Genomic DNA, 22,052 nt, shown 5'->3' with positions numbered 1-22,052 from the left:
TACATTTCGGATGACTTTTTACGGTAAATGAATTATTAATCGTTCATATAAATTAATTTTCTTGTTTCAAAATAACTTTTCAGGGCTTCATATTATGCTGGGTACTAAAAGCTCATCGCATGCCGTGTTTTACGGCGCCCCTTATCCTGCGGCTGTCACTTTCGACGCGGCGGAAACACAACCTTCCATTTCAGAAACCAACACATCGGTGTTCCTGCGCAGCCAGTTTGTGCTCAAAAGAACGATCGACATTGCAGGGGCGTCCATCGCCCTTGTCGCACTCGCGCCCGTATTGCTGACCGTCGCGGCGCTGGTCAAACTCGACAGCAAAGGGCCGGTCCTGTTCTCACAAGTCCGTTGGGGCATGAACGGGCGAAAGATCAGGGTCTATAAATTTCGCTCGATGCGGACCGAACTGGGCGATGCCACCGGCGTGGCGCAAACGGTAAAGAACGATCCGAGGATAACCCGGATCGGCGCCGTGCTTCGCCGCACAAATGTCGACGAGCTGCCACAGCTCATCAACGTCTTGAAAGGCGACATGTCGCTGGTGGGTCCGCGCTGCCATGCCATCGGCATGCTGGCCGCCGGCCGTCTTTATGAGGAACTTGTTCCCCACTACCACCTGCGGCACCGGATGCGACCAGGCATTACCGGTCTTGCCCAGATGCGGGGTTTGCGCGGCCCGACGGATCGCAGTGACAAGGCGCGTGCCCGCATCGTGTCCGATCTTTATTACGTCGACAATTTTTCCGTCTGGCTGGATATCAAGATCATGATCGGAACGGTCATTTCCGAATTGCGCGGCGGCAAGGGTTTCTGATCTTTCAGAAATCAGACAGATAGAATCAAAAAAGCCCGGCAGCGATGCCGGGCTTTTCTTATGAAATCACCATATTCCGTCAGTTTATCGGCACGGGAGCCGCAGCCGGATCCGGCAGCGGCGCCGGGTTTGCCGACAGCGTGCGCAGATAAGCGATGAGATCGGCGCGTTCCGTCTCCTTCTTCACACCCGCAAAGCCCATGGCCGTGCCGGGAACGTGTTTCTTGGGAGCTTCGATGAAGTAGCTGAGATGATCGTAATCCCAGTGCACGGAACCGCCCTTGGAGAAATCCTTCATTGCTGCGGAGTAGCTGAAACCCGCATGGCTGGCGATCGGCCGGTTGACGATATCGAAGAGATTGGGGCCGACCTTGTTTGCACCACCACTCTCTCCGGTATGACAGCTCGTACACTTCTTGAAGACCGCCTCACCCTTGGCAGCATCCGCGCTGGCGAGCAATTTCGCGATCGGGGTTGCCGCTGCAGCGGGTTCGCCTGCAGCCTCGCCGCCGCTCGCTTCCGCGACGATGGCGTAACCTTCCTTTTCCGGGGTGGGCGCATGAAAAATGCCCTCAGACGCAATTGACACCGACATCAGAACGAAAACCGTGCCCAGCAACGCCCCAACGCCCATATTTACATAAGAATTCATCTATATGCGCTCCCTCGCATCCGCTCCATATAACCGGGCATCTTGAAATTATTCAAAAGCTATGGCTTTTGCACAGCCTGCGCAACTTGAATAATATTCCCCACTCCGTGACGTTTTGACACTTTTCGGTTGGGATTTGAAGGGTGTCGGATGAAGAATCGGGAATTCGAGAAAGCTGTCGTCCTTATACCGGCGCGGATGGCATCGACACGGCTTCCGGGCAAGCCTCTCGCGGATATTGGCGGCAAACCGATGATTGTGCAGGTTGCACTCAGGGCGCGTGAAGCTGGCGCGACGCGCATCGTCGTTGCAGTCGATGACGAACAGGTATTTTCAGCCGTAAAAAATGCCGGTTTCGACGTAATGATGACGCGAGATGATCACCAATCCGGTTCGGACCGCATTTTCGAGGCGCTGCAGAAGGCCGACCCCTATGGCAACGCCGAATATGTCATCAATGTTCAGGGCGACCTTCCGACCATCGAAGCGGAAACGATCCGCGCCTCGTTGCGCCCGTTGGAAAATGCCGCCGTCGACATTGCCACACTGACGGTGGAGATCACCGACGAGGAAGAAAAGACCAATCCGAACGTGGTGAAAGTGGTTGGCAGCCCGCTTTCCGAGACGCGATTGCGCGCGCTTTATTTTACCCGCGCGACTGCGCCCTATGGCGACGGACCGCTTTATCATCACATCGGCCTTTATACCTATCGCCGCGCCGCCCTTGAAACGTTCGTGAGGCTTCGGCCTTCGCCACTCGAGAAGCGCGAAAGGCTGGAACAATTGCGCGCGCTGGAAGCGGGCATGCGTATTGATGCCGAAATCGTTCACTCCGTGCCGCTTGGCGTTGATACGCCGCACGATCTCGAAAAAGCCCGCACTATTCTCGCAAACCGAACCCTCTGATGGATAATTCCATGACCTTGAGCACAAACCGTATTGCCTTTCAGGGCGAATTTGGCGCGAATTCCGACATGGCATGCCGCGACATGTTCCCGGATATGGAGCCTTTGCCGTGCCCGACATTCGAGGATGCTTTCAATGCCGTCGAAAACGGCGAAGCCGATCTCGGCATGATCCCGATCGAGAACACGCTGGCCGGTCGCGTTGCAGATATCCATCATCTGCTGCCGGAATCACGCCTTCACATCATCGGTGAATATTTCATGCCGATCCGCTTCCAGCTGATGGTTATACCGGGCGTGAAGAAAGACGAGATCCGCACCGTTCACAGCCACATCCACGCGCTTGGCCAGTGCCGCAAGATCATCCGTTCCAACGGCTGGAAGCCCGTCGTTGCCGGCGATACGGCCGGAGCGGCGAAACTGGTTTCTGAAAAGGGTGATCGCAGCATGGCAGCGCTTGCACCGCGTCTTGCCGCCGGTCTCTACGGCCTTGATATCATGGCTGAAAATGTCGAGGATTCAGAAAACAACATCACCCGTTTCGTAATTCTTTCGCGCGATGAGAACTGGGCCAAACGCCAGTCCCAAGGCGAAGCACCAGATGAAACCATCGTCACGACCTTCGTGTTCAATGTCCGCAACATTCCGGCGGCGCTTTATAAGGCAATGGGCGGTTTCGCGACGAATGGCATCAACATGACGAAGCTGGAAAGCTACCAGCTCGGCGGAAGGTTCGTGGCAACGCAGTTCTATGCCGATATCGAAGGCCATCCGGATGACGAGCCGGTGCGGCACGCGCTGGACGAGCTGCGCTTCTTTTCCGAGAAGGTCCGAATTCTCGGCGTCTACAAGGGTCATGCGATGCGCGGCAAGCTCAACCAGAGCTGAGCCTGCCGCAAATCTTCATTTCGTCCATTCCACCCAGTCGCGCATCAGCCGGTGCGCGATGGCACCGCCCGGAGGCGCGGAAAAGCCCTCGCCCGCAGCAGCCTCCAGCATCGTGGCCACCTCCGCCCGCGTGAACCAGCGGCAATCCTCCAGCTCGATCTCATCGCGGGAAATATCGAACGAGAGAGCCTCGGCATAACAGCCGATCATCAGCGTGTGCGGCATCGGCCAGGGCTGGGAAGCGTGATAGCGCACGCGGCCGATTTCGACGCCGGATTCTTCATGCGTCTCGCGGCGCACGGCCTGCTCGATCGTTTCGCCCGGCTCCACGAAACCGGCGAGGCAGGAATACATGCCCGGCGCAAAATGCGCGCCGCGTCCGAGCAGGCAAAGATCGCGCTCGATATCGATCGTCATCATGATGACAACGGGATCGGTTCGGGGAAAAATGGTGTGATTGCAGGCGGCGCATATGCGCTTGTAGCCGCCGATACGCAATTCCATCGTGCCGCCGCACCGTCCGCAGAAGCGGTTGTCGGCATTCCAGTGCGTAAGGCTGACGGCCTGGGCAACCTCGCTCAGCAACTCCTCATCGAGAAGATGATCGCGATAAAGGGTGCGGGCATCGGCCAGCTTGTAGTGGCTCGCCAGCGTGTCTTCCGTGACGGCCACCGGCACCGCAATTCTCGGTTCGCCGGTTTCGCGGTATCCAAGCAGAACGGCATTGTCGAAATCCGGCTGCAATTCCGCCAGCTCATAGGCGGAAAACAGGGGATCTATGACCTGTTCGTCATGTTTCAGGACAAGCCGGTTGCCGGAGAAGGCAAAAATATGGGTGCCATCGACTTTCAGCGCATCGGCAACGCAGTCTTCCGTCCGCTTCTCGGCGAATCGGTTGAGGGCGTTCTTGGAAAAGGCTGTCAGCAGGCTTGCTTCGGGATGGGGAGCAGTGGTTTCGAAAATAGTCATTGATATCATCAGAGCGCGCCGGATATTTTTTTCATCAAGGATTCCTTTTCGCCCGGGCCATAGGGCACTGGCGTCCCGTGACCCCAGATTGGGCCGGGCCAGCAGGTGTCGCCTTCGTTGCGGGCGATAATATGGACGTGAAGTTGCCGAACGATATTGCCCAGCGCGCCGACATTGATCTTGGTGGCCCCGGTAACGTCCTTCAGCGCGGAGGCGACGAGATTGGTCTCGAACGTCAGCACGGCCTGATCGAGCGGAGTAAGATCGAACAGCTCGCTGGCGCCGCCTCTCTGTGGCACCAGCACCAGCCAGGGCCAGCGGCTGTCGTTCTGCAAACGCAGCTCGCATAGTCCCAAACGCATTACAAGCGCACTGTCGCGCGCCAGCCTGTCGTCCAGCCGGAATGTCTCCAAGGCGTCCTCCATGTTTGTTTTCATTGTGATAGCAGTTTTTTGAAGGCTTGGCTTGCATTTGCTTTCGATATTGCCGATATGTGGCCCCGGGAGGTTGGTGGTGGACGAGCCACTCGCCAACCGGGTCAGGTCCGGAAGGAAGCAGCCCTAACGAGCCAGGCACGGGTCGCCGTGCCAGCCTCCCACCCTTTTTAAATTCCGCTCAGCTTTCGCCGGGCCGGTTCAGCCTGAAAGCGGCCCCTGCGTATCGGCATGATGTGCAGACTTTAGAGGAATAGAGCGTGCCTGATGCGTCCAATGGGACGCACGGCGCTCTACGACAAACTGGCAAAATAAACTGGCGAGGCGATGAGCGACACCTTACCCACCACATCAAGCGAATCCCAGGGCGGGACCGGCTACCGGGTACTGGCACGCAAATATCGTCCGAAGGATTTTTCCGATCTGATGGTCGGCCAGGAGCCGATGGTCCGCACGCTGACGAATGCGTTCGAGACAGGCCGCATCGCGCAGGCCTATATGCTGACCGGTGTTCGCGGTGTGGGCAAGACGACCACCGCGCGTATTCTTGCCCGTGCGCTGAACTACAAGACCGACACCATCGACAAACCGACCATCGACCTGCGTATCCCCGGCGAACATTGTCAGGCGATCATGGAAGGCCGTCATGTCGACGTGATCGAGATGGACGCCGCCTCCCATACCGGTATTGACGACATTCGCGAGATCATCGAGCAGGTGCGTTACCGCCCGGTTTCGGCGCGCTATAAAGTCTATATCATCGACGAAGTGCACATGCTCTCGACGCAGGCCTTCAACGGTCTTCTTAAGACGTTGGAAGAGCCGCCGGAGCATGTGAAATTCATCTTCGCAACCACTGAAATCCGCAAGGTTCCGATCACCGTGCTGTCGCGGTGCCAGCGCTTCGACCTGCGCCGCATCAGCGCCGCCGATCTCGTCGGCCTGTTCACTGCCATTGCCGGCAAGGAAGGTTTCGAGGCCGAACCGCAGGCGCTCTCAATGATTGCACGCGCGGCTGAGGGTTCCGCCCGTGACGGTCTTTCCCTGCTCGATCAGGCGATCGCCCATGGCGGCGGACGCGTGGAAGCCGAGGCGGTGCGCGGCATGCTGGGTCTTGCCGACCGGGCGCGCATCGTCGATCTTTTCCAGCACATCATCAAAGGCGATGTCGCGGCGGCACTTTCGGAATTCAACGGTCAATACGAGGCAGGCGCCAACCCCGTCGTCGTGCTGAACGACCTTGCCGATTTCACTCACCTCGTCACCCGCATGAAATATGTGCCGGATGCGGCGGAAGATCCCTCGCTGTCCGAGATCGAACGCGTGCGTGGCGCGGAATTTGCCGAGACAATCGCCGTGACTGCGCTGTCGCGTATCTGGCAGATGCTGCTCAAGGGTATTCCGGAAACTGAAAATGCCTCACGTCCTGCGGGTGCGGCCGAAATGGTGTTGATCCGCCTTTCGCACGCCGCCAATCTTCCGGCACCGGAAGACGCGGCGCGACGCCTGCTCGAACTTTCCAACAGCGATGGCGGCTATTCCAATGGCGCGCCTTCGGGTGGCGGCAATGGCGGAGGTGCGCGGGCCTATTCCTCAGGACAGACAGTGGCCGCAGGAAGACCTGTGGAGCTTTCCGCCCAGAGGCCGGCAAGCTCGCAGCCTTCGACCATGCTGCGCGCCGTGCCTGACAGCCGCCCGCAGGAAATGCAGGTCGCGGCACCAAAAACCGAAGAACGGCCGGAGCCGAAGGTTCCCGTCAACTCTCTTCAGGACATTGCCGACCTGTGCCAGAAAAATCGCGATCCCGTCATGCGGGCGAAGGTTCGCAACTTCGTGCGGCTGGTGCGGCTGGAGCCGGGCCGGCTCGACATGCGCCTCGGCGATGGCGCACCCGGATCGCTCCCCGGCGAGCTTGGTGTGAAGCTGAAAGAGTGGACCGGTATCCACTGGATCGTCAGCCTTAGCAAGGAACAGGGTCAGCCGACGCTGGTTGAAGCAGAGGGCAGTGCGCGCGACGCCCGCCTCGTGGATGCGAGGCAGGACCCTGACGTTGCAGCCATTCTTCAACAGTTTCCAGGTGCTAAAATCACCGACGTGCGCATTCGCGTCACCCAGCAGGACGAGCCGGACGAGATCGCCCCGCCGCCTTCGGTTGCCGAATCGAGCGAGGGCGACATCCTTCCCGGCGACGACATCGAATTTTAATACATAACAAAAACAGGAGTTTGGCACATGCGCGACATCATGGGCATGATGGGCAAGGTCAAGGAAATGCAGGCCAAGATGGAAAAGATGCAGGCGGATATCGCCGCGCTTGAAGTCGAAGGCAAGTCCGGTGGCGGTCTCGTCACCGTGAAGCTGAATGGCAAGGGCAGCCTGCTGGGCCTGAAGATCGATCCGTCTCTCTTCAAGGAAGACGACGTCGAAATTCTCGAAGACCTGATCGTCGCCGCCCACAATGACGCCAAGGAGCGCGCCGAGGCCATCACCGCTGAAAAGACCAAGGAAATCACGGCTGGCCTGCCGATCCCGCCCGGCATGAAGCTGCCGTTCTGATATTCTTACGAATTCAGACTTCCAGCATGGCGCGGAACCGGCTCGCAAGCGGGGTGCCGAGATATGCGGCACGTTCGTCCCTGGTAAGCTGCATGGGGCGGAAGCGCTGGAGAATGACCGGTATGGGCAGTTTCGTTCCCTGATAGGGTTCGAAAGCAATGCCTTCACCGGCGCTGAGCATTCCACCTTTCAGAACCCGGCAATAAACGCCCGGCTGACCCGCCTGCCGAAAACGCGGCGCGAAGCCGGGATCGCCGAGCCGGGTTGACAGGGTGGCGCAGGGAATGCGGGCGGCGGTCACTTCCAGCACCACTTCCTCGGCTGAAAACCTGTCGCCGACATGCAGTTTTGCACTATCGACACCTTCCAGAACCAGATTTTCCCCAAAAAATCCGGGCTCAACCACAAAACCCAGCGTACGCGACCAGAAATCGAGATCGGCTGAGCCCATGGCGTAGATCGCCTGATCCGGCCCGCCGTGATGTTTACGATTGCAGACAGCGTCGCTGACGATGCCTTGCGCATCGACCATCACCGCGCCCTGCACGGCATGTTTGAAAATACCCGTCTTCGCCGTCTTTCCCGGCAAGGCTTTCGCCTCGCCCCGGCACACTGCCCGTATTTTCATGGACTGCCCTTCGCGCTTCATGATTCCCGTTTCCCGATTTATGCAGTAGAAAGCGCTCATGGCAAAACGAGTCACCGGTCCCGAAATCGAAAAACTGATCCAGCTGCTTGCAAAAGTGCCGGGGCTTGGGCCTCGCTCGGCGCGGCGGGCGGCGCTGCATCTCATCAAGAAGAAGGAACAGCTTCTTGGACCGCTGGGCCACGCGATGGGTGAAGCCTATGACAAGGTGAAGATCTGCTCGTGCTGCGGCAATGTCGATACCATCGATCCCTGCACGGTCTGCGCCGATGATAGACGTGACCAGTCGGTCATCATCGTGGTGGAAGACGTGTCGGATCTGTGGGCGCTGGAGCGAGCAGGCGCCATGAATACCGCCTATCATGTGCTTGGAGGCACGCTGTCGCCGCTCGATGGCGTCGGGCCGGAAGATCTGAACATCAAGGGACTGATCGATCGCGTCAGCGCCGGCGGTATTCGCGAGCTCATCATCGCCGTCAATGCGACGGTGGAGGGACAGGCAACAGCCCATTATATCACCGACCGCCTGGCCGATCTCGGCATCAAGATCACCCGGCTTGCGCATGGCGTGCCTGTTGGCGGCGAGCTGGACTATCTCGATGAGGGCACATTGACGGCGGCGCTGCGCGCTCGCACAACGATCTGACGCCTTCTTTCCCTGTCCGTCACTCGAAGAGGAGACCGAATGCGAAACCGATTTGATTCTTTGTTTTGGCGCATTTCCAGACGGAAAACCGGCCTCCACTTTTCCTGGAAAAGCCTCAAGGCATTGGCCGCCATTCTTTCCGTTTTTTCAGCAACGGACGCTCTGGCGCAATCCGCGCCGACAGGTGCCGCTGCTGCCCGGTACGATGCCGATTTCAATGCATGGCTGAAAAAGGAAATCTGGCCGGAAGCGCGCAAGGCGGGAATTTCGCAAAAGACGCTGGAGGCTGCGCTGAGCGGCCTTTCCATCAACTGGAGTCTGCCTGATCTCGTCATCCCCGGCCAGAAGCCGCCGAAGGAACAGAGCCAGAGCCAGGCCGAATTTTCATCGCCCGGCGCTTATTTCTCCGAAAAAAGATTGCAGGGGCTTGCCGCCACCGGCCGCTCTCTGGCCGCGACGCATGCCGCCACCCTTCGCCGGATCGAAGCCAAATATGGCGTGCCCGGCGATGTCGTCGTGGCGATCTGGGGCCGCGAATCCGGTTTCGGCCGTGCGAAACTGCCGCATTCGGTTGTCGATGTGCTGGCGACGAAAGCCTATATGTCGACCCGCAAGGAGATGTTCCGCACCGAGCTGATCGATGCGCTGAAGATCGTCGAAAGCGGCGATATTGCGGCCTCGCGCATGATGGGGTCCTGGGCAGGCGCGCTCGGTCAGCCGCAATTCATGCCGTCGAGCTATCTCAAATATGCCGTTGATTTCGATGGCGACGGCCACCGCGATATCTGGAACTCCGTGCCGGACGCATTGGCATCCATAGCGAACTATCTTTCGCATAGAGGCTGGCAAAGGGATCGCGACTGGGGCTTCGAAGTGTCTATACCCGGCAACGTCTCCTGCGCCCAGGAAGGCCCGGATCTTGCCCGGCCGGTGAGTGCGTGGGCGAAGATGGGGATCACCCGCATTTCCGGAAAGGCCTTTCCCTCCAATGACCTCTCCGCCGACGGCATGATGCTTGTGCCGGCCGGGAGGCACGGGCCGGAATTCGTGGTGACGCCGAATTTCTACGTCATCAAGGAATACAATAATTCCGATCTCTACGCGCTGTTCATCGGCAATCTCGCCGACCGCATCTCCCATGGGGCGGGGCCGTTCAAGGGCGAATGGGGCAATGTCGGATCGATGTTGCGCTCCGACGTTCTTGCCATGCAGAAGGCACTGGTCGCCAAGGGATATGATGTCGGCAAGGCGGACGGGCTGGCCGGCTTCAAGACACGCCGGTCACTGGGCGACTGGCAGGCGAAAAACGGTCTGTCACCGACCTGCTTTCCCGATGCTACGCTGAAAGCGAAGCTGAAATAGCAGCTTACTGGCGACGTGTGAAAACCTCTCCTCCGTCATGCGCGGGCTTGTCCCGAGCATGACATCGCCACTACTTAGCCCTATCGTCTCTCAATGCTGGTCCGTATGCGGCTTGTGGAAGATGTCATCTGTCGGCGGAATGGTTTGCCGCTCGATCATCCGGTGCACGCGGGGCCGTGTCTTGCCGCGATGAAGGGCCAGCAGCCGGTCCCAGGCTTCCGCATCCGCCTGGGTGCGGCGGTGGTTGTGGCGGACATATTCCACCCATGTCAGTACATGGTAGCTTTCCGTCCAGATATCTGGATTTTCCAGATCACGCATCAGGTTCCAGTTGCGCGCGCCGTCGCGCAGACGGATGCGGCGACGCTCGGCCATCAAAGGCAGGAATTCGCCAAGATCCTCGTCATGAATTTCATAGTCTATAAGAATGGCAATCGGCCCGCTGCGCGGCTTGATATCGAGCCTTAGCGGCGGTTCGACGAAACGGTTGAGCGGATCGAGATTGAGTGAAGCAAAAGCGGGCATGGCGAGTTTGAGGCCGACGACGACGCCCAGCAGCATCAGCACGCACGAACCGAGAAGCGAATAGGAAATACCGTAATCTTCCGCCAGCTCGCCCCACAGCCAACTGCCGACGGCAATGCCGCCGAAGGTCAGCGTCTGGTAAAGCGACAGCGCCCGGCCCACCACCCAGCGCGGGGCAGAAAGCTGGACGATGGTATTGAACAGGGAAAGCGCCAGAACCCAGCAGGCACCGGCAATAGTCAAAACAAGCGAGGTTACGATCGCGTTCGTGCTGACCGCCGTCACGCCGGAACTGAAGGCGAAGCCCAAAAAGGCGACACGCACGATCCATTCGCTGGACAAAACCTCGCGAAGTCTGGCGCTGACGAGCGCGCCGCCGATAGCGCCGACACCGAACGCACCGAGCATGACGCCGTAGGTCAGCGGGCCACCCTCGACCAGATCGCGGGCAACGATCGGCATCAGCGCCAGGATGGCGCTGGCGGAAAGGCCGAAGAGAAAGCCACGCACCAGAACCTTGCCGATATTCGGCGACATCGCCACATAACGCATCCCGGCCGATATGGCGGCAAGAAGCTGCTCGCGCGGCAAGGTCGAGGCATATTTGGGCGGCTGCCAGCGAACCAGCGCGTAGATGAGGGCAAAATAGCTGAGCGCGTTCACGAAAAACGCGGCCGCGGCGCCGGCGGCAGCGACGATGATGCCGCCGATGGCAGGACCGACGCTGCGGGTGATGTTGAAGCCCACGCTGTTCAGCGTCACGGCAGCGGGCAGATCCTCACGCGGCACCATTTCGCCGACGGACGCCTGCCAGGACGGATTGTTGAGCGCCGTGCCACAGCCGATCATGAAGGTGAAGAAGAGCAGCAACCACGGAGTGAGCCAGCCGGACCAGGCAAAAACCGTCAGCAGCACGGAAGCCGTCAGCATCAGGATCTGAGCGGAAATCATGATGCGGCGGCGGTCGAAACTATCGGCCAGTGCGCCTGAAATCAGCGAAAACATCATGATCGGCAGCGAGGTGGAGGCCTGTACCAGCGCGATCATGTTTTCGGAACTCGACAGCGAGGTCATCATCCACGCGGCGCCAACCGCCTGGATCAGACCGCCGAAATTCGAGGCAAGGCTCGCGATCCAGATTCGTCTGTAAGTCAAATGCCTTAAAGGCGCGAGTGGCGATTTACGGTCAGGCACGATCAGTCCACTTGATGCAACTGCGATTTGTCAAACGGCAACTATAGACAGTGCCGGAAATCATGCCACCCTTTCCGACACGGTGAAGGTGAAAATGTGGCCGCAGCCGTGACTGACGCGCCCTGCCCGCGAAAACCTTGCAATCCTGCCCTGATGGGTCTATATGACCTTTGAAATTCTTGATCGCTTGATGAAGAGTGGGGCCGCAAGGCTCCGCTCTTTTTCGTTAGGCGAACCGGAAACCACGGGCTGAGCGCCCGGTGAAAATCTAAAGACCGGAAGGCCAGATGGCAGACACCGTACATGAACCGCGACTGATAACCGAAACGGGAATCGACCAGCGCATCGCCGAAATCATCGAGCCTGTTTTGACGGGCATGGGATATCTTCTGGTGCGCGTGCGGCTCTCCAACCAGAACGGCATGACCCTGCAGGTGATGGCCGAGCGGGAAGATGGCACCATGACCGTCGAGGGCTGCGAAGCCGTGTCAATGGCGATTTCACCGGTTCTTGATGTGGAAGATCCGGTCGATAAGGCGTATCATCTCGAAGTTTCCTCGCCCGGCATTGACCGGCCGATGGTTCGCAAGTCGGATTTCACCCGTTGGCAGGGCCATCTGGTGAAGGCCGAAACCTCCATTCTGGTCGAAAACCGCAAGCGGTTTCGCGGCAAGATCGTCGAGGTGGATGCGGACGGCTTCAAGCTGGAACGCGACCAGATCGCCTATGGCGACGAACCGACAGTCACCATTCCGTTCAGCGCGCTTTCAGATGCGAAGCTCATTCTGACGGACGACCTTATTCGTGATGCGCTGCGGGCAGACAAGGCGGCAAAGGCCGCCGCCGCAAACCAGAACGACGAAAACGAAGCAGACGAAGACTAATTCCAACGTAAAAGCCCGGAAAACGGGTGATCCCCGCAATTATGCGACTTACGGAGACAAAAAAATGGCAGTGAGTGCTAACCGGCTTGAGCTTCTGCAGATCGCCGACGCTGTGGCGCGCGAAAAGGTCATCGACCGCGAAATCGTGCTTGCCGCAATGGCCGACGCTATCCAGAAAGCCGCCCGCTCGCGCTATGGTTCGGAAACCAACATTCGCGCCGACATCAACTCCAAGACCGGCGAAATCCGCCTGCAGCGTCTTCTGGAAGTGGTAGAGACGGCCGAAGACTATTCGACCCAGATTCCGCTCGAACTTGCCCGCGACCGCAACCCGGACGCCAAGCTCGGCGATTTCATCGCCGATCCGCTGCCGCCGATGGATTTCGGCCGTATCGCCGCACAGTCCGCCAAGCAGGTCATCGTTCAGAAGGTGCGCGAAGCAGAACGCGACCGTCAGTATGACGAGTTCAAGGATCGCATCGGCGAAATCGTCAACGGCACCGTCAAGCGCGTCGAGTACGGCAATGTCATCGTCGATCTGGGCCGTGGCGAAGGCATCATCCGTCGCGACGAGATGATTCCGCGGGAAAACATGCGTTATGGCGACCGTGTACGCGCTTACGTCTACGACGTTCGCCGCGAGCAGCGTGGCCCGCAGATTTTCCTGTCGCGTACACATCCGCAGTTCATGGTGAAGCTGTTCACCATGGAAGTTCCTGAAATCTACGACGGCATCATCCAGATCAAGTCGGTTGCCCGTGACCCCGGTTCGCGCGCCAAGATCGCCGTCATCTCGAACGACTCGTCGATCGATCCGGTCGGCGCCTGCGTCGGTATGCGCGGTTCGCGCGTTCAGGCCGTTGTCGGCGAATTGCAAGGCGAAAAGATCGACATCATTCCGTGGAGCCAGGAGCCGGCATCCTTCATCGTCAACGCTCTGCAGCCCGCTGAAGTGGCCAAGGTCGTTCTGGATGAAGAATCCGAACGCATCGAAGTTGTGGTTCCCGACGAGCAGCTTTCGCTCGCCATCGGCCGCCGCGGCCAGAACGTACGTCTGGCATCGCAGCTGACCGGCTGGGATATCGACATCATGACCGAGCAGGAAGAATCCGAGCGTCGCCAGAAGGAATTCAACGAGCGCACGGCACTCTTCATGGACGCCCTCGACGTTGACGAGATGGTTGGTCAGGTTCTGGCTTCCGAAGGCTTCGCGCAGGTTGAAGAACTTGCCTATGTCGATCTTGGCGAAATTTCCTCGATCGACGGCTTCGACGATGACACCGCCGATGAAATCCAGACCCGCGCCCGCGAATATCTGGAACGCCTGGAAGCCGAAATGGACGCCAAGCGCAAGGAACTCGGCGTTGCCGACGAGCTGCGCCAGATCGAAGGCCTGACCTCGCAGATGATGGTTGCCCTTGGTGAAGACGGTATCAAGACCATCGAGGACTTTGCCGGTTGCGCCGCAGACGATCTGGTCGGCTGGAGCGAACGCAAGGACGGCGAGACGAAGAAGTTCGAAGGCATCTTCTCCAAGCTCGACGTATCGCGCGTCGAAGCTGAGAACATGGTTGTGCAGGCCCGTCTTCTGGCAGGCTGGATCACGGCCGAGGATCTGGCTTCCGAAGAGGAAGTCGATGCGGAAGCTACTGAGGAGGCGGATACCGCCGAACAGGAATGACATCGCAGGTGCATGAGCCGGACGAGCTGCCCGAAACCGATGAGGACGGGCGGCTGGAAGGCAACGTCAATGGACGTATGTGCATTGTGACAAGGCAGAGCGGATCTCCAGACGAGTTGATCCGCTTCGTCGCAGGGCCGGACGGCAACGTCGTTCCGGACCTGAAACGCCAATTGCCGGGGCGCGGATGCTGGGTAAAGCCGGAGCGCGCCCTGATAGAGAAAGCCATCGCGAAGAAGATCTTCGCACGGGCACTCAAACGCGACGTCAAGGCCGGGCCGGAGCTTCTCGCTCTTCTCGACCGGCTGATGTCGCAGCAGCTTGCCGGAATGATGAACATGGCGCGCAAGGCGGGTCAGTTCATCAGCGGCGCGACGAAAGTCGATGCCGCCGTCCGTTCGGGGAATGCGATTGCCGTGTTCCACGCAACCGATGCCGCGGCAGACGGCGTGCGAAAACTGGACCAGGCCCGCAAGGCCTGGGAGCTCGGCAGCGATGCCGGCAATGAAATTCCGTCCTTCCGGCTCTTTAGCGAAGCCGAAATGGACGAGTTGATGGGCCAGAATGCTTTTATCCATGCTTGCGCGCTTGCGGGGCAGGCGGGTGAGGGTGTAGTGAAGCGCGCAAAGATGCTTAAGCAGTACCGCCTTGGCGGTCAGCCTGAGGCGGAACGCGACGCTGCCCGGACAGTACAATGACGCGGTTGCCAAACATGAACGGCCGCCGCGTTCCGATGCAGCAATTGAACGACGAGACCTGATGGATGTCATCCGGTTCTCGTCCGTAGGAACGGGAACGGAATGACCGACAACAACGACGACAAGACACTCAATGCGCCGGCCAAGAAGACTCTTACCCTGAAACCGGGCGGGATGAATCAGGGCACCGTGCGGCAGGACATGGGTCGAGGTCGCACCAACGCGGTTGTCGTGGAAACACGCAAGCGCCGCCCCCTGCGTCCCGAAGACGAGAAGCCGGTTCAGCCTGTCGTGGCGGCAGCTCCGGCGCCGAAGCCGGCAGCGCCTGCCCCTTCGGCACCGCGTCCGCAGGCCCCACAGCAACGCATTCAACAGCCGAGCAACCAACAGCAGCGTCCGGGTTCTTCCCATTCGCAGCAGCGCCCCGGCTCGTCCGCACCGCAGCAGCGTCAGCCTGACCGTCCGCGCGGCAACGTTCTGCACGACCTGTCCGCAGGCGAGATGGAAGCCCGCCGCCGTGCGCTGATAGAAGCGCAGGCTCGCGATGTTATCGAAGCCAAGCAGCGCGCCGAAGACGAAGCTCGCCGCAAGGTGGAAGAAGAACAACGCATCGCCGCTGAAAAAATCGAAGCCGAAAACCGCGCTGCCGAAGAGGCTGCTGCGGCAAAGATCGCTGCGAGCCAGCCTGTTACGGAAGCGAAATCCGATCTGTCCGGCGAAAAGCCGGCTGCGACCGCTGCGCCGGCGCCACGCGCTGACGCCCGTCCCCAGCCTGTTGCTCCCCGTTCCACTCCCGCCACGCCCGATGCCGCCGCTCCCCGCGGACGCCGCACCGGTGGTGACGACGAGGACGATCGCGGTGCAGTCCGTCGTGGCAGCAGCCTTCCGGCTCGTGGCAAGGTCGTGGCTCCGGTTCCGGCCAAGCCTGCAGCCCGCCTGAAGACCGAAGAAGAGCGCCGTCGTGGCAAGCTGACCGTGACCGCCGCCAATCTGGAAGAAGATGGTACGCCGCGTGGCCGCTCGATGGCATCCATGCGCCGCCGCCAGGAGAAATTCCGTCGCAGCCAGATGCAGGAAACCCGCGAAAAGGTTCTGCGCGAAGTCATCCTGCCGGAAACCATCACCATTCAGGAACTGTCGCAGCGCATGTCCGAGCGCGCCGTTGACGTCATCAAGTTCCTGATGAAGGAAGGCCAGATGCTGAAGCCGGGCGACGTGATCGACGCCGATCTGGCGGAACTGATCGCGGTCGAATTCGGCCATACGGTCAAGCGCGTTTCCGAATCCGACGTTGAAGAGGGTCTCTTCAACAAGGCTGACGATGAAGGCGAGATGGTTTCCCGTCCGCCGGTCGTGACCATCATGGGCCACGTCGACCACGGCAAGACCTCGCTGCTCGACGCTATCCGTCAGGCGAATGTTGTTGCTGGCGAGGCCGGTGGCATCACCCAGCATATCGGCGCCTATCAGGTCGAAAAGAACGGTCAGAAGATCACCTTCATCGACACCCCCGGCCACGCCGCCTTTACGGCAATGCGTGCCCGTGGTGCGCAGGCAACCGACATCGCCGTGCTGGTTGTTGCAGCCGACGACAGCGTGATGCCGCAGACGATCGAGTCGATCAACCATGCGAAGGCGGCCGGTGTTCCGATCGTCGTTGCGATCAACAAGATCGACAAGCACGAGGCAAACCCTGAAAAGGTTCGCCAGCAGCTGCTGCAGCACGAAGTGTTCGTGGAATCGATGGGTGGTGAAGTTCTTGATGTCGAAGTGTCGGCCAAGAACAAGCTCAACCTCGACAAGCTGCTCGAAGCGATCCTGCTTCAGGCGGAAATCCTCGATCTCAAGGCGGATCCAAGCCGCACTGCGGAAGGCACGGTCATCGAAGCCGAGCTGGACCGTGGACGTGGTGCCGTCGCGACCGTTCTCGTGCAGAAGGGTACACTGAAGCCCGGCCAGATCATCGTTGCCGGCGATCAGTGGGGCCGTGTGCGCGCGCTCGTCAACGACAAGGGCGACCATGTCAAGGAAGCCGGTCCGGCCATGCCGGTCGAAATCCTCGGCCTTTCCGGTACGCCGTCGGCCGGTGACCGTTTTGCGGTTGTCGAAAACGAAGGTCGTGCTCGCGAGATCTCCGAATACCGCCAGCGTCTGGCTCGCGACAAGGCTGTCGCCCGCCAGACCGGTCAGCGCGGCTCGCTGGAACAGATGATGAGCCAGTTGCAGACTTCGGGATTGAAGGAATTCCCGCTGGTCATCAAGGCGGACGTGCAAGGTTCGGTCGAAGCCATTATCGCTTCGCTCGACAAGCTCGGCACAGACGAAGTCCGCGCTCGTGTCGTTCACTCTGGTGCTGGTGCCATCACGGAATCGGATATCTCGCTTGCCGAGGCATCGAACGCCGCGATCATCGGCTTCAACGTTCGCGCCAACGCACAGGCACGTACGGCGTCCGAACGCGCCGGTATCGAAATCCGCTACTACAACATCATCTACGATCTGGTGGATGACGTGAAGGCGGCGATGTCGGGTCTGCTTTCGCCGGAACGTCGCGAGACCTTCCTCGGCAATGCCGAAATCCTCGAGGTGTTCAACATCACCAAGGTCGGTAAGGTCGCGGGTTGCCGCGTCGTCGAGGGCAAGGTGGAACGTGGTGCGGGTGTGCGTCTGGTGCGCGACAACGTCGTTATCCACGAAGGCAAGCTCAAGACCCTCAAGCGCTTCAAGGACGAAGTCAACGAGGTGCCTGTTGGTCAGGAGTGCGGTATGGCCTTCGAGAATTACGAAGACATTCGCGCCGGCGACACCATCGAGTGCTTCCGCGTCGAACACATCACGAGAACGCTCTAAGCGTCTCGCCGCAAAACAGGACTTTTCTGTCGGGCGCCGGCTTCACCGGCGCTCGCTCCGTTTGAGGCATTACCCATGGCAAAAGCAACATCATCGGTCCCTTCGCAACGCATGCTGCGTGTTGGCGAACAGGTGCGCGCCGCACTGACCCAAATTCTCCAGCGCGGTGAAGTCCGCGACGATCTGATCGAAGGCACCGTCATTTCCATCTCGGAAGTGCGCATGTCACCCGATCTCAAGATCGCGACCGCTTACGTGACGCCGCTTGGCGTTGCGGATCATACCGACATCATCACGGCGCTCAACCGCCATGCCAAGTTCATGCGCGGCCGCCTCGGCCCGCAGCTGCGGCAGATGAAGTACATGCCGGAACTGCGTTTCCGCGACGATACGAGTTTCGACAACTACCAGAAGATCGACGCACTCCTGCGGTCACCGGAGGTGCAGCGCGATCTGGGACCTTCGAACGAAAAAGACGACGAACAGAACTGAAGCATGTCCAAACCACGCAAACAGCAGAACCGCAAACCCAAGGGCCGCCCGATTTCGGGCTGGCTCATTCTCGACAAGCCGCTCGATTTCGGCTCAACCGAAGCCGTTTCCAAGATCAAATGGCTGTTTAACGCCCAGAAGGCAGGTCACGCCGGAACACTCGACCCCTTGGCGTCCGGCATGCTGCCGATTGCCCTCGGTGACGCCACCAAGACCGTTCCTTACGTCATGGACGGCCGGAAAATCTACGAGTTTACCGTCACCTGGGGTGAAGAACGCGCAACCGACGATCTGGAAGGCGAGGTTGTCAACTCCTCCGACCAGCGCCCGGACGAACAGGCGATCCGCGATATTCTGCCCAATTATACCGGCGTGATCATGCAGACGCCGCCGCAGTTTTCCGCCATCAAGATTGCCGGTGAGCGGGCCTATGATCTGGCGCGTGAAGGCGAAACGGTGGAGATTCCCGCGCGCGAGGTGGAAATTCACCGCCTGACGCTGCTCGCCTGCCCCGACGCTGACACCGCTCATTTCGAAGTGGAATGCGGCAAGGGTACCTATGTGCGGGCGCTTGCGCGCGACATGGGCCGGGATCTCGGCTGTTTCGGTCATATTTCGCAATTGCGCCGTACCATGGTCGCGCCATTCGGCGAGGACATGATGGTACCGCTCGAAACCTTGACGGCGCTCGAAGCCATCGAAGACCGCGACGAGCGGCTTGAAGCGCTCGATGCTTTTCTGATCGACACTGCGGAAGCGCTTTCATCCCTTCCCCACCTCATCATCAATGATGATCAGGCACACCGGCTGAAGATGGGCAATCCGATCCTGCTACGCGGGCGTGATGCGCCTGCCAATCACCCGGAGGCCTATGCCACTGCGCATGGCAAGCTCATTGCCATCGGCGAGATCGGCGAGGGCGAATTCCGGCCGAAGCGCGTTTTCGGTTGAGACGAGCCTTGAGGGGCGGCGTCAATCGCCTCTTTCAATTGTACCCGGAATAGTTTATAGGCAGCGCCAGCTTGGGCTTTGCCTATGCTGCCGAATGGCCAGAGCTGGACGACATCCCGGCTCTAGGCGTCCCATTTTTCCTTAAAATAGAAAGGATCGTCCGATGTCGATTACTGCAGAGCGCAAAGCCGCCCTCATCAAGGAATATGCAACGAACGAAGGCGACACCGGTTCTCCGGAAGTTCAGGTCGCTATTCTGACCGAGCGGATCAACAACCTGACCGGTCACTTCAAGGACCACAAGAAGGACAACCACTCCCGTCGTGGCCTTCTGACGCTGGTTTCGAGCCGCCGTTCGCTTCTCGACTATCTGAAGAAGAAGGACGAAGCCCGTTACAGCAAGCTGATCGGTGCTCTCGGCATTCGCCGCTAAAACCTTATCCGGCGGGTTTCGCAACGATACCCGCCGGTTTTTATATCTGGCCTTTTGAAGGTCATCTTCAATTTCCGGGCGTTCGCCATAGATGTGGCCCCCGGACGATAAGGCAGCCCCGGATGGGCCGGTGCAGCCTTTTCAACCGCAGACCTGTCATGGGGCAGGATTGCCGGATGCTTGCACCTTGAAAAGCCTCCGGCTGTCTTGCCCGTGATTGCGTCGTTCGTTGCCCCCTCGCAAGGCGGGCATACACAAACAAGGACAAGATATGTTCAATAAACACTCCGTGGAAATCGAATGGGCTGGCCGCCCGCTGAAGCTCGAGACAGGCAAGGTTGCCCGTCAGGCTGACGGCGCCGTCATCGCAACCTACGGCGAGACGATGGTTCTTGCGACGGTGGTTTCCGCAAAGTCTCCGAAGCCGGGACAGGACTTCTTCCCGCTCACCGTGAATTACCAGGAAAAGACCTACGCAGCCGGCAAGATCCCCGGCGGCTATTTCAAGCGCGAAGGCCGTCCGTCGGAAAAGGAAACGCTGGTTTCCCGCCTGATCGACCGCCCGATCCGCCCGCTGTTTCCTGAAGGCTACAAGAACGACACGCAGGTTGTCGTAACGGTCATTCAGCACGACCTCGAAAATGACCCGGACGTTCTGTCGATGGTTGCCGCATCCGCTGCGCTCACACTGTCTGGTATTCCTTTCATGGGCCCGGTCGGCGGCGCGCGCGTTGGCTATATCAACGGCGAATATGTTCTGAACCCGCATCTTGATGAGATGGATGAATCGGTTCTGGATCTGGTTGTTGCCGGCACGCAGGACGCCGTCCTGATGGTGGAGTCGGAAGCCAAGGAACTCAACGAAGACGTCATGCTCGGCGCCGTCATGTTCGGCCATCGCGGCTTCCAGCCGGTTATCGACGCGATCATCAAGCTCGCTGAAGTTGCCGCCAAGGAACCGCGCGAATTCGAACCGGAAGATTTCTCCGCGCTCGAAAACGAAATGCTCGGCCTTGCCGAAACCGAACTGCGCACCGCCTACAAGATCACCGAAAAGGCTGCCCGTTACGCTGCCGTCGACGCCGTAAAGGCGAAGGTCAAGGCTCACTTCCTGCCGGAAGAAGGCGAAGCGAAGTATAGCCCTGAAGAAATCGGCGCTGTCTTCAAGCACCTTCAGGCGAAGATCGTTCGCTGGAACGTTCTCGACACCAAGAGCCGCATCGATGGCCGCGACCTGTCGACCGTTCGTCCGATCGTTTCGGAAGTTGGCATCCTGCCGCGTACGCACGGCTCGGCGCTGTTCACCCGTGGTGAAACCCAGGCGATCGTTGTTGCGACGCTCGGCACCGGCGAAGACGAACAGTATGTCGACAGCCTGACCGGCATGTACAAGGAACGTTTCCTTCTGCATTACAACTTCCCGCCCTACTCGGTCGGTGAAACGGGCCGTATGGGCTCCCCGGGCCGTCGCGAAATCGGTCACGGCAAGCTCGCATGGCGCGCTATCCGTCCGATGCTGCCGACTGCGGAACAGTTCCCCTACACGCTGCGCGTCGTATCCGAAATCACCGAGTCCAACGGCTCTTCGTCGATGGCAACGGTTTGCGGCACCTCGCTTGCACTGATGGACGCTGGCGTACCGCTGGCCAAGCCAGTTGCCGGTATCGCCATGGGCCTTATCCTTGAAGGCGAGCGCTTTGCGGTTCTCTCCGACATTCTGGGTGACGAAGATCACCTCGGCGATATGGACTTCAAGGTTGCAGGTACTGCCGACGGCATCACCTCGCTGCAGATGGACATCAAGATCGCCGGTATCACTGAAGAGATCATGAAGATCGCTCTGGAGCAGGCACAGGGTGGCCGCAAGCACATCCTCGGCGAGATGGCGAATGCCATCACCGAGAGCCGCGGCCAGCTTGGCGAATTCGCACCGCGCATCGAAGTGATGAACATTCCGGTCGACAAGATCCGTKAAGTCATCGGTTCGGGCGGCAAGGTCATCCGCGAAATCGTCGAAAAGACCGGCGCCAAGATCAACATCGAAGACGACGGCACCGTCAAGATCGCTTCTGCTTCCGGCAAGGAAATCGAAGCGGCCCGCAAGTGGATCCATTCGATCGTTGCAGAACCGGAAGTCGGCCAGATCTACGAAGGTACGGTCGTCAAGACCGCTGACTTCGGCGCTTTCGTCAACTTCTTCGGCGCCCGCGACGGCCTCGTTCACATCTCGCAGCTCGCTTCCGAGCGTGTCGCCAAGACCTCCGACGTCGTCAAGGAAGGCGACAAGGTCTGGGTCAAGCTGATGGGCTTCGACGAGCGTGGCAAGGTTCGCCTGTCCATGAAGGTTGTCGACCAGGCAACCGGCAAGGAAGTTGCCGCAGACAAGAAGAAGGAAGATGGCGAAGCCGCTGCCGAGTAAGGCAGCCTCGCCAGACCCTATCGAGGCGCGGGTTTTGCCCGCGC

20 protein-coding genes and 1 other RNA gene are annotated in these 22,052 nt (G+C 59.5%); 16 read left to right on the top strand and 5 right to left on the bottom strand.

Features of this window, described 5'->3' with window-relative positions; all coding sequences use genetic code 11:
• The first annotated feature begins 94 nt into the window (after positions 1 to 94).
• The gene (locus tag AC1DCP_RS00205) at positions 95 to 823 is read left to right on the top strand and encodes a sugar transferase (protein WP_003514330.1); all 729 of its coding nucleotides are present in this window, start codon (positions 95 to 97) and stop codon (positions 821 to 823) included.
• Positions 824 to 902: 79 nt separating this feature from the next.
• On the opposite strand, the gene AC1DCP_RS00200 is transcribed toward AC1DCP_RS00205, so the two are convergent.
• On the bottom strand, positions 903 to 1,475 hold the full coding sequence (locus tag AC1DCP_RS00200) for a c-type cytochrome (protein ID WP_003514328.1): 573 nt from the start codon (positions 1,473 to 1,475) through the stop codon (positions 903 to 905).
• Positions 1,476 to 1,625: 150 nt separating this feature from the next.
• On the opposite strand from AC1DCP_RS00200, the gene AC1DCP_RS00195 reads away from it, so the two are divergent.
• Positions 1,626 to 2,381: a 3-deoxy-manno-octulosonate cytidylyltransferase gene (locus AC1DCP_RS00195; protein ID WP_065688451.1), complete on the top strand. Its 756-nt coding sequence runs from the start codon at positions 1,626 to 1,628 to the stop codon at positions 2,379 to 2,381.
• A gap of 11 nt (positions 2,382 to 2,392) precedes the next feature.
• Entirely contained in the window at positions 2,393 to 3,268 is an 876-nt protein-coding gene (locus AC1DCP_RS00190) for a prephenate dehydratase (RefSeq protein ID WP_065688474.1), read from the top strand.
• Positions 3,269 to 3,283: 15 nt separating this feature from the next.
• On the opposite strand, the gene nudC is transcribed toward AC1DCP_RS00190, so the two are convergent.
• Both nudC and AC1DCP_RS00180 read right to left on the bottom strand, forming a co-directional pair.
• Positions 3,284 to 4,246 (bottom strand): NAD(+) diphosphatase, encoded by a 963-nt coding sequence (gene nudC, locus AC1DCP_RS00185; RefSeq protein WP_003514323.1) that lies wholly within the window; start codon positions 4,244 to 4,246, stop codon positions 3,284 to 3,286.
• Complete coding sequence (locus AC1DCP_RS00180) at positions 4,246 to 4,674, bottom strand: HIT domain-containing protein (RefSeq protein ID WP_161986907.1); 429 nt, start codon at positions 4,672 to 4,674, stop codon at positions 4,246 to 4,248. The genes nudC and AC1DCP_RS00180 overlap by 1 nt, the downstream gene beginning before the upstream one ends.
• A gap of 65 nt (positions 4,675 to 4,739) precedes the next feature.
• Here AC1DCP_RS00180 and ffs point away from each other — a divergent pair.
• The 3 genes from ffs (at position 4,740) to AC1DCP_RS00165 (ending at position 7,227) form a co-directional block, all read left to right on the top strand.
• Positions 4,740 to 4,836, top strand: an RNA gene (ffs, locus tag AC1DCP_RS00175) — signal recognition particle sRNA small type.
• Between the two features lie 162 nt (positions 4,837 to 4,998).
• Entirely contained in the window at positions 4,999 to 6,876 is a 1,878-nt protein-coding gene (locus AC1DCP_RS00170) for a DNA polymerase III subunit gamma/tau (RefSeq protein ID WP_065688452.1), read from the top strand.
• A 27-nt stretch (positions 6,877 to 6,903) separates the two neighbouring features.
• Entirely contained in the window at positions 6,904 to 7,227 is a 324-nt protein-coding gene (locus tag AC1DCP_RS00165; protein ID WP_003514318.1) for a YbaB/EbfC family nucleoid-associated protein, read from the top strand.
• 13 nt (positions 7,228 to 7,240) lie between these two features.
• On the opposite strand, the gene AC1DCP_RS00160 is transcribed toward AC1DCP_RS00165, so the two are convergent.
• Positions 7,241 to 7,876 (bottom strand): MOSC domain-containing protein, encoded by a 636-nt coding sequence (locus AC1DCP_RS00160; RefSeq protein WP_065688453.1) that lies wholly within the window; start codon positions 7,874 to 7,876, stop codon positions 7,241 to 7,243.
• A 37-nt stretch (positions 7,877 to 7,913) separates the two neighbouring features.
• Between AC1DCP_RS00160 and recR the strand changes: the two genes are divergently transcribed.
• Both recR and AC1DCP_RS00150 read left to right on the top strand, forming a co-directional pair.
• Entirely contained in the window at positions 7,914 to 8,519 is a 606-nt protein-coding gene (recR, locus tag AC1DCP_RS00155; RefSeq protein WP_003514308.1) for a recombination mediator RecR, read from the top strand.
• 123 nt (positions 8,520 to 8,642) lie between these two features.
• Positions 8,643 to 9,881, top strand: coding sequence for a lytic murein transglycosylase (locus AC1DCP_RS00150; RefSeq protein WP_404944506.1), 1,239 nt, complete (start codon positions 8,643 to 8,645; stop codon positions 9,879 to 9,881).
• 90 nt (positions 9,882 to 9,971) lie between these two features.
• Here AC1DCP_RS00150 and AC1DCP_RS00145 read toward each other — a convergent pair whose 3' ends face one another.
• On the bottom strand, positions 9,972 to 11,600 hold the full coding sequence (locus AC1DCP_RS00145) for an MFS transporter (RefSeq protein ID WP_076843882.1): 1,629 nt from the start codon (positions 11,598 to 11,600) through the stop codon (positions 9,972 to 9,974).
• A 287-nt stretch (positions 11,601 to 11,887) separates the two neighbouring features.
• Here AC1DCP_RS00145 and rimP point away from each other — a divergent pair, with 287 nt between their 5' ends.
• From rimP to pnp, 8 genes are all read left to right on the top strand, one after another.
• A complete protein-coding gene (rimP, locus tag AC1DCP_RS00140; protein WP_003514299.1) occupies positions 11,888 to 12,484 on the top strand; it encodes a ribosome maturation factor RimP in 597 nt (198 codons plus the stop codon).
• Positions 12,485 to 12,548: 64 nt separating this feature from the next.
• Positions 12,549 to 14,165, top strand: coding sequence for a transcription termination factor NusA (gene nusA / locus AC1DCP_RS00135; RefSeq protein WP_003514298.1), 1,617 nt, complete (start codon positions 12,549 to 12,551; stop codon positions 14,163 to 14,165).
• The gene (locus tag AC1DCP_RS00130) at positions 14,162 to 14,863 is read left to right on the top strand and encodes an RNA-binding protein (RefSeq protein ID WP_003514297.1); all 702 of its coding nucleotides are present in this window, start codon (positions 14,162 to 14,164) and stop codon (positions 14,861 to 14,863) included. The genes nusA and AC1DCP_RS00130 overlap by 4 nt, the downstream gene beginning before the upstream one ends.
• Positions 14,864 to 14,965: 102 nt before the next feature.
• Positions 14,966 to 17,713, top strand: a complete 2,748-nt coding sequence (gene infB / locus AC1DCP_RS00125) for a translation initiation factor IF-2 (protein WP_065688455.1) — start codon at positions 14,966 to 14,968, stop codon at positions 17,711 to 17,713.
• A 75-nt stretch (positions 17,714 to 17,788) separates the two neighbouring features.
• Positions 17,789 to 18,205 (top strand): 30S ribosome-binding factor RbfA, encoded by a 417-nt coding sequence (gene rbfA / locus AC1DCP_RS00120; RefSeq protein WP_065688456.1) that lies wholly within the window; start codon positions 17,789 to 17,791, stop codon positions 18,203 to 18,205.
• A gap of 3 nt (positions 18,206 to 18,208) precedes the next feature.
• Complete coding sequence (truB, locus tag AC1DCP_RS00115; RefSeq protein WP_003514295.1) at positions 18,209 to 19,156, top strand: tRNA pseudouridine(55) synthase TruB; 948 nt, start codon at positions 18,209 to 18,211, stop codon at positions 19,154 to 19,156.
• A 163-nt stretch (positions 19,157 to 19,319) separates the two neighbouring features.
• Positions 19,320 to 19,589, top strand: coding sequence for a 30S ribosomal protein S15 (gene rpsO / locus AC1DCP_RS00110; RefSeq protein ID WP_003514294.1), 270 nt, complete (start codon positions 19,320 to 19,322; stop codon positions 19,587 to 19,589).
• A gap of 271 nt (positions 19,590 to 19,860) precedes the next feature.
• Positions 19,861 to 22,008 (top strand): polyribonucleotide nucleotidyltransferase, encoded by a 2,148-nt coding sequence (pnp, locus tag AC1DCP_RS00105; RefSeq protein WP_476774108.1) that lies wholly within the window; start codon positions 19,861 to 19,863, stop codon positions 22,006 to 22,008.
• Positions 22,009 to 22,052: the final 44 nt, after the last annotated feature.

It is taken from the genome of Agrobacterium sp. 10T429 (genome assembly GCF_056393925.1).
Note: the sequence above shows the minus strand (reverse complement) of the source record. Positions and strands in the feature narration are given on the sequence as shown.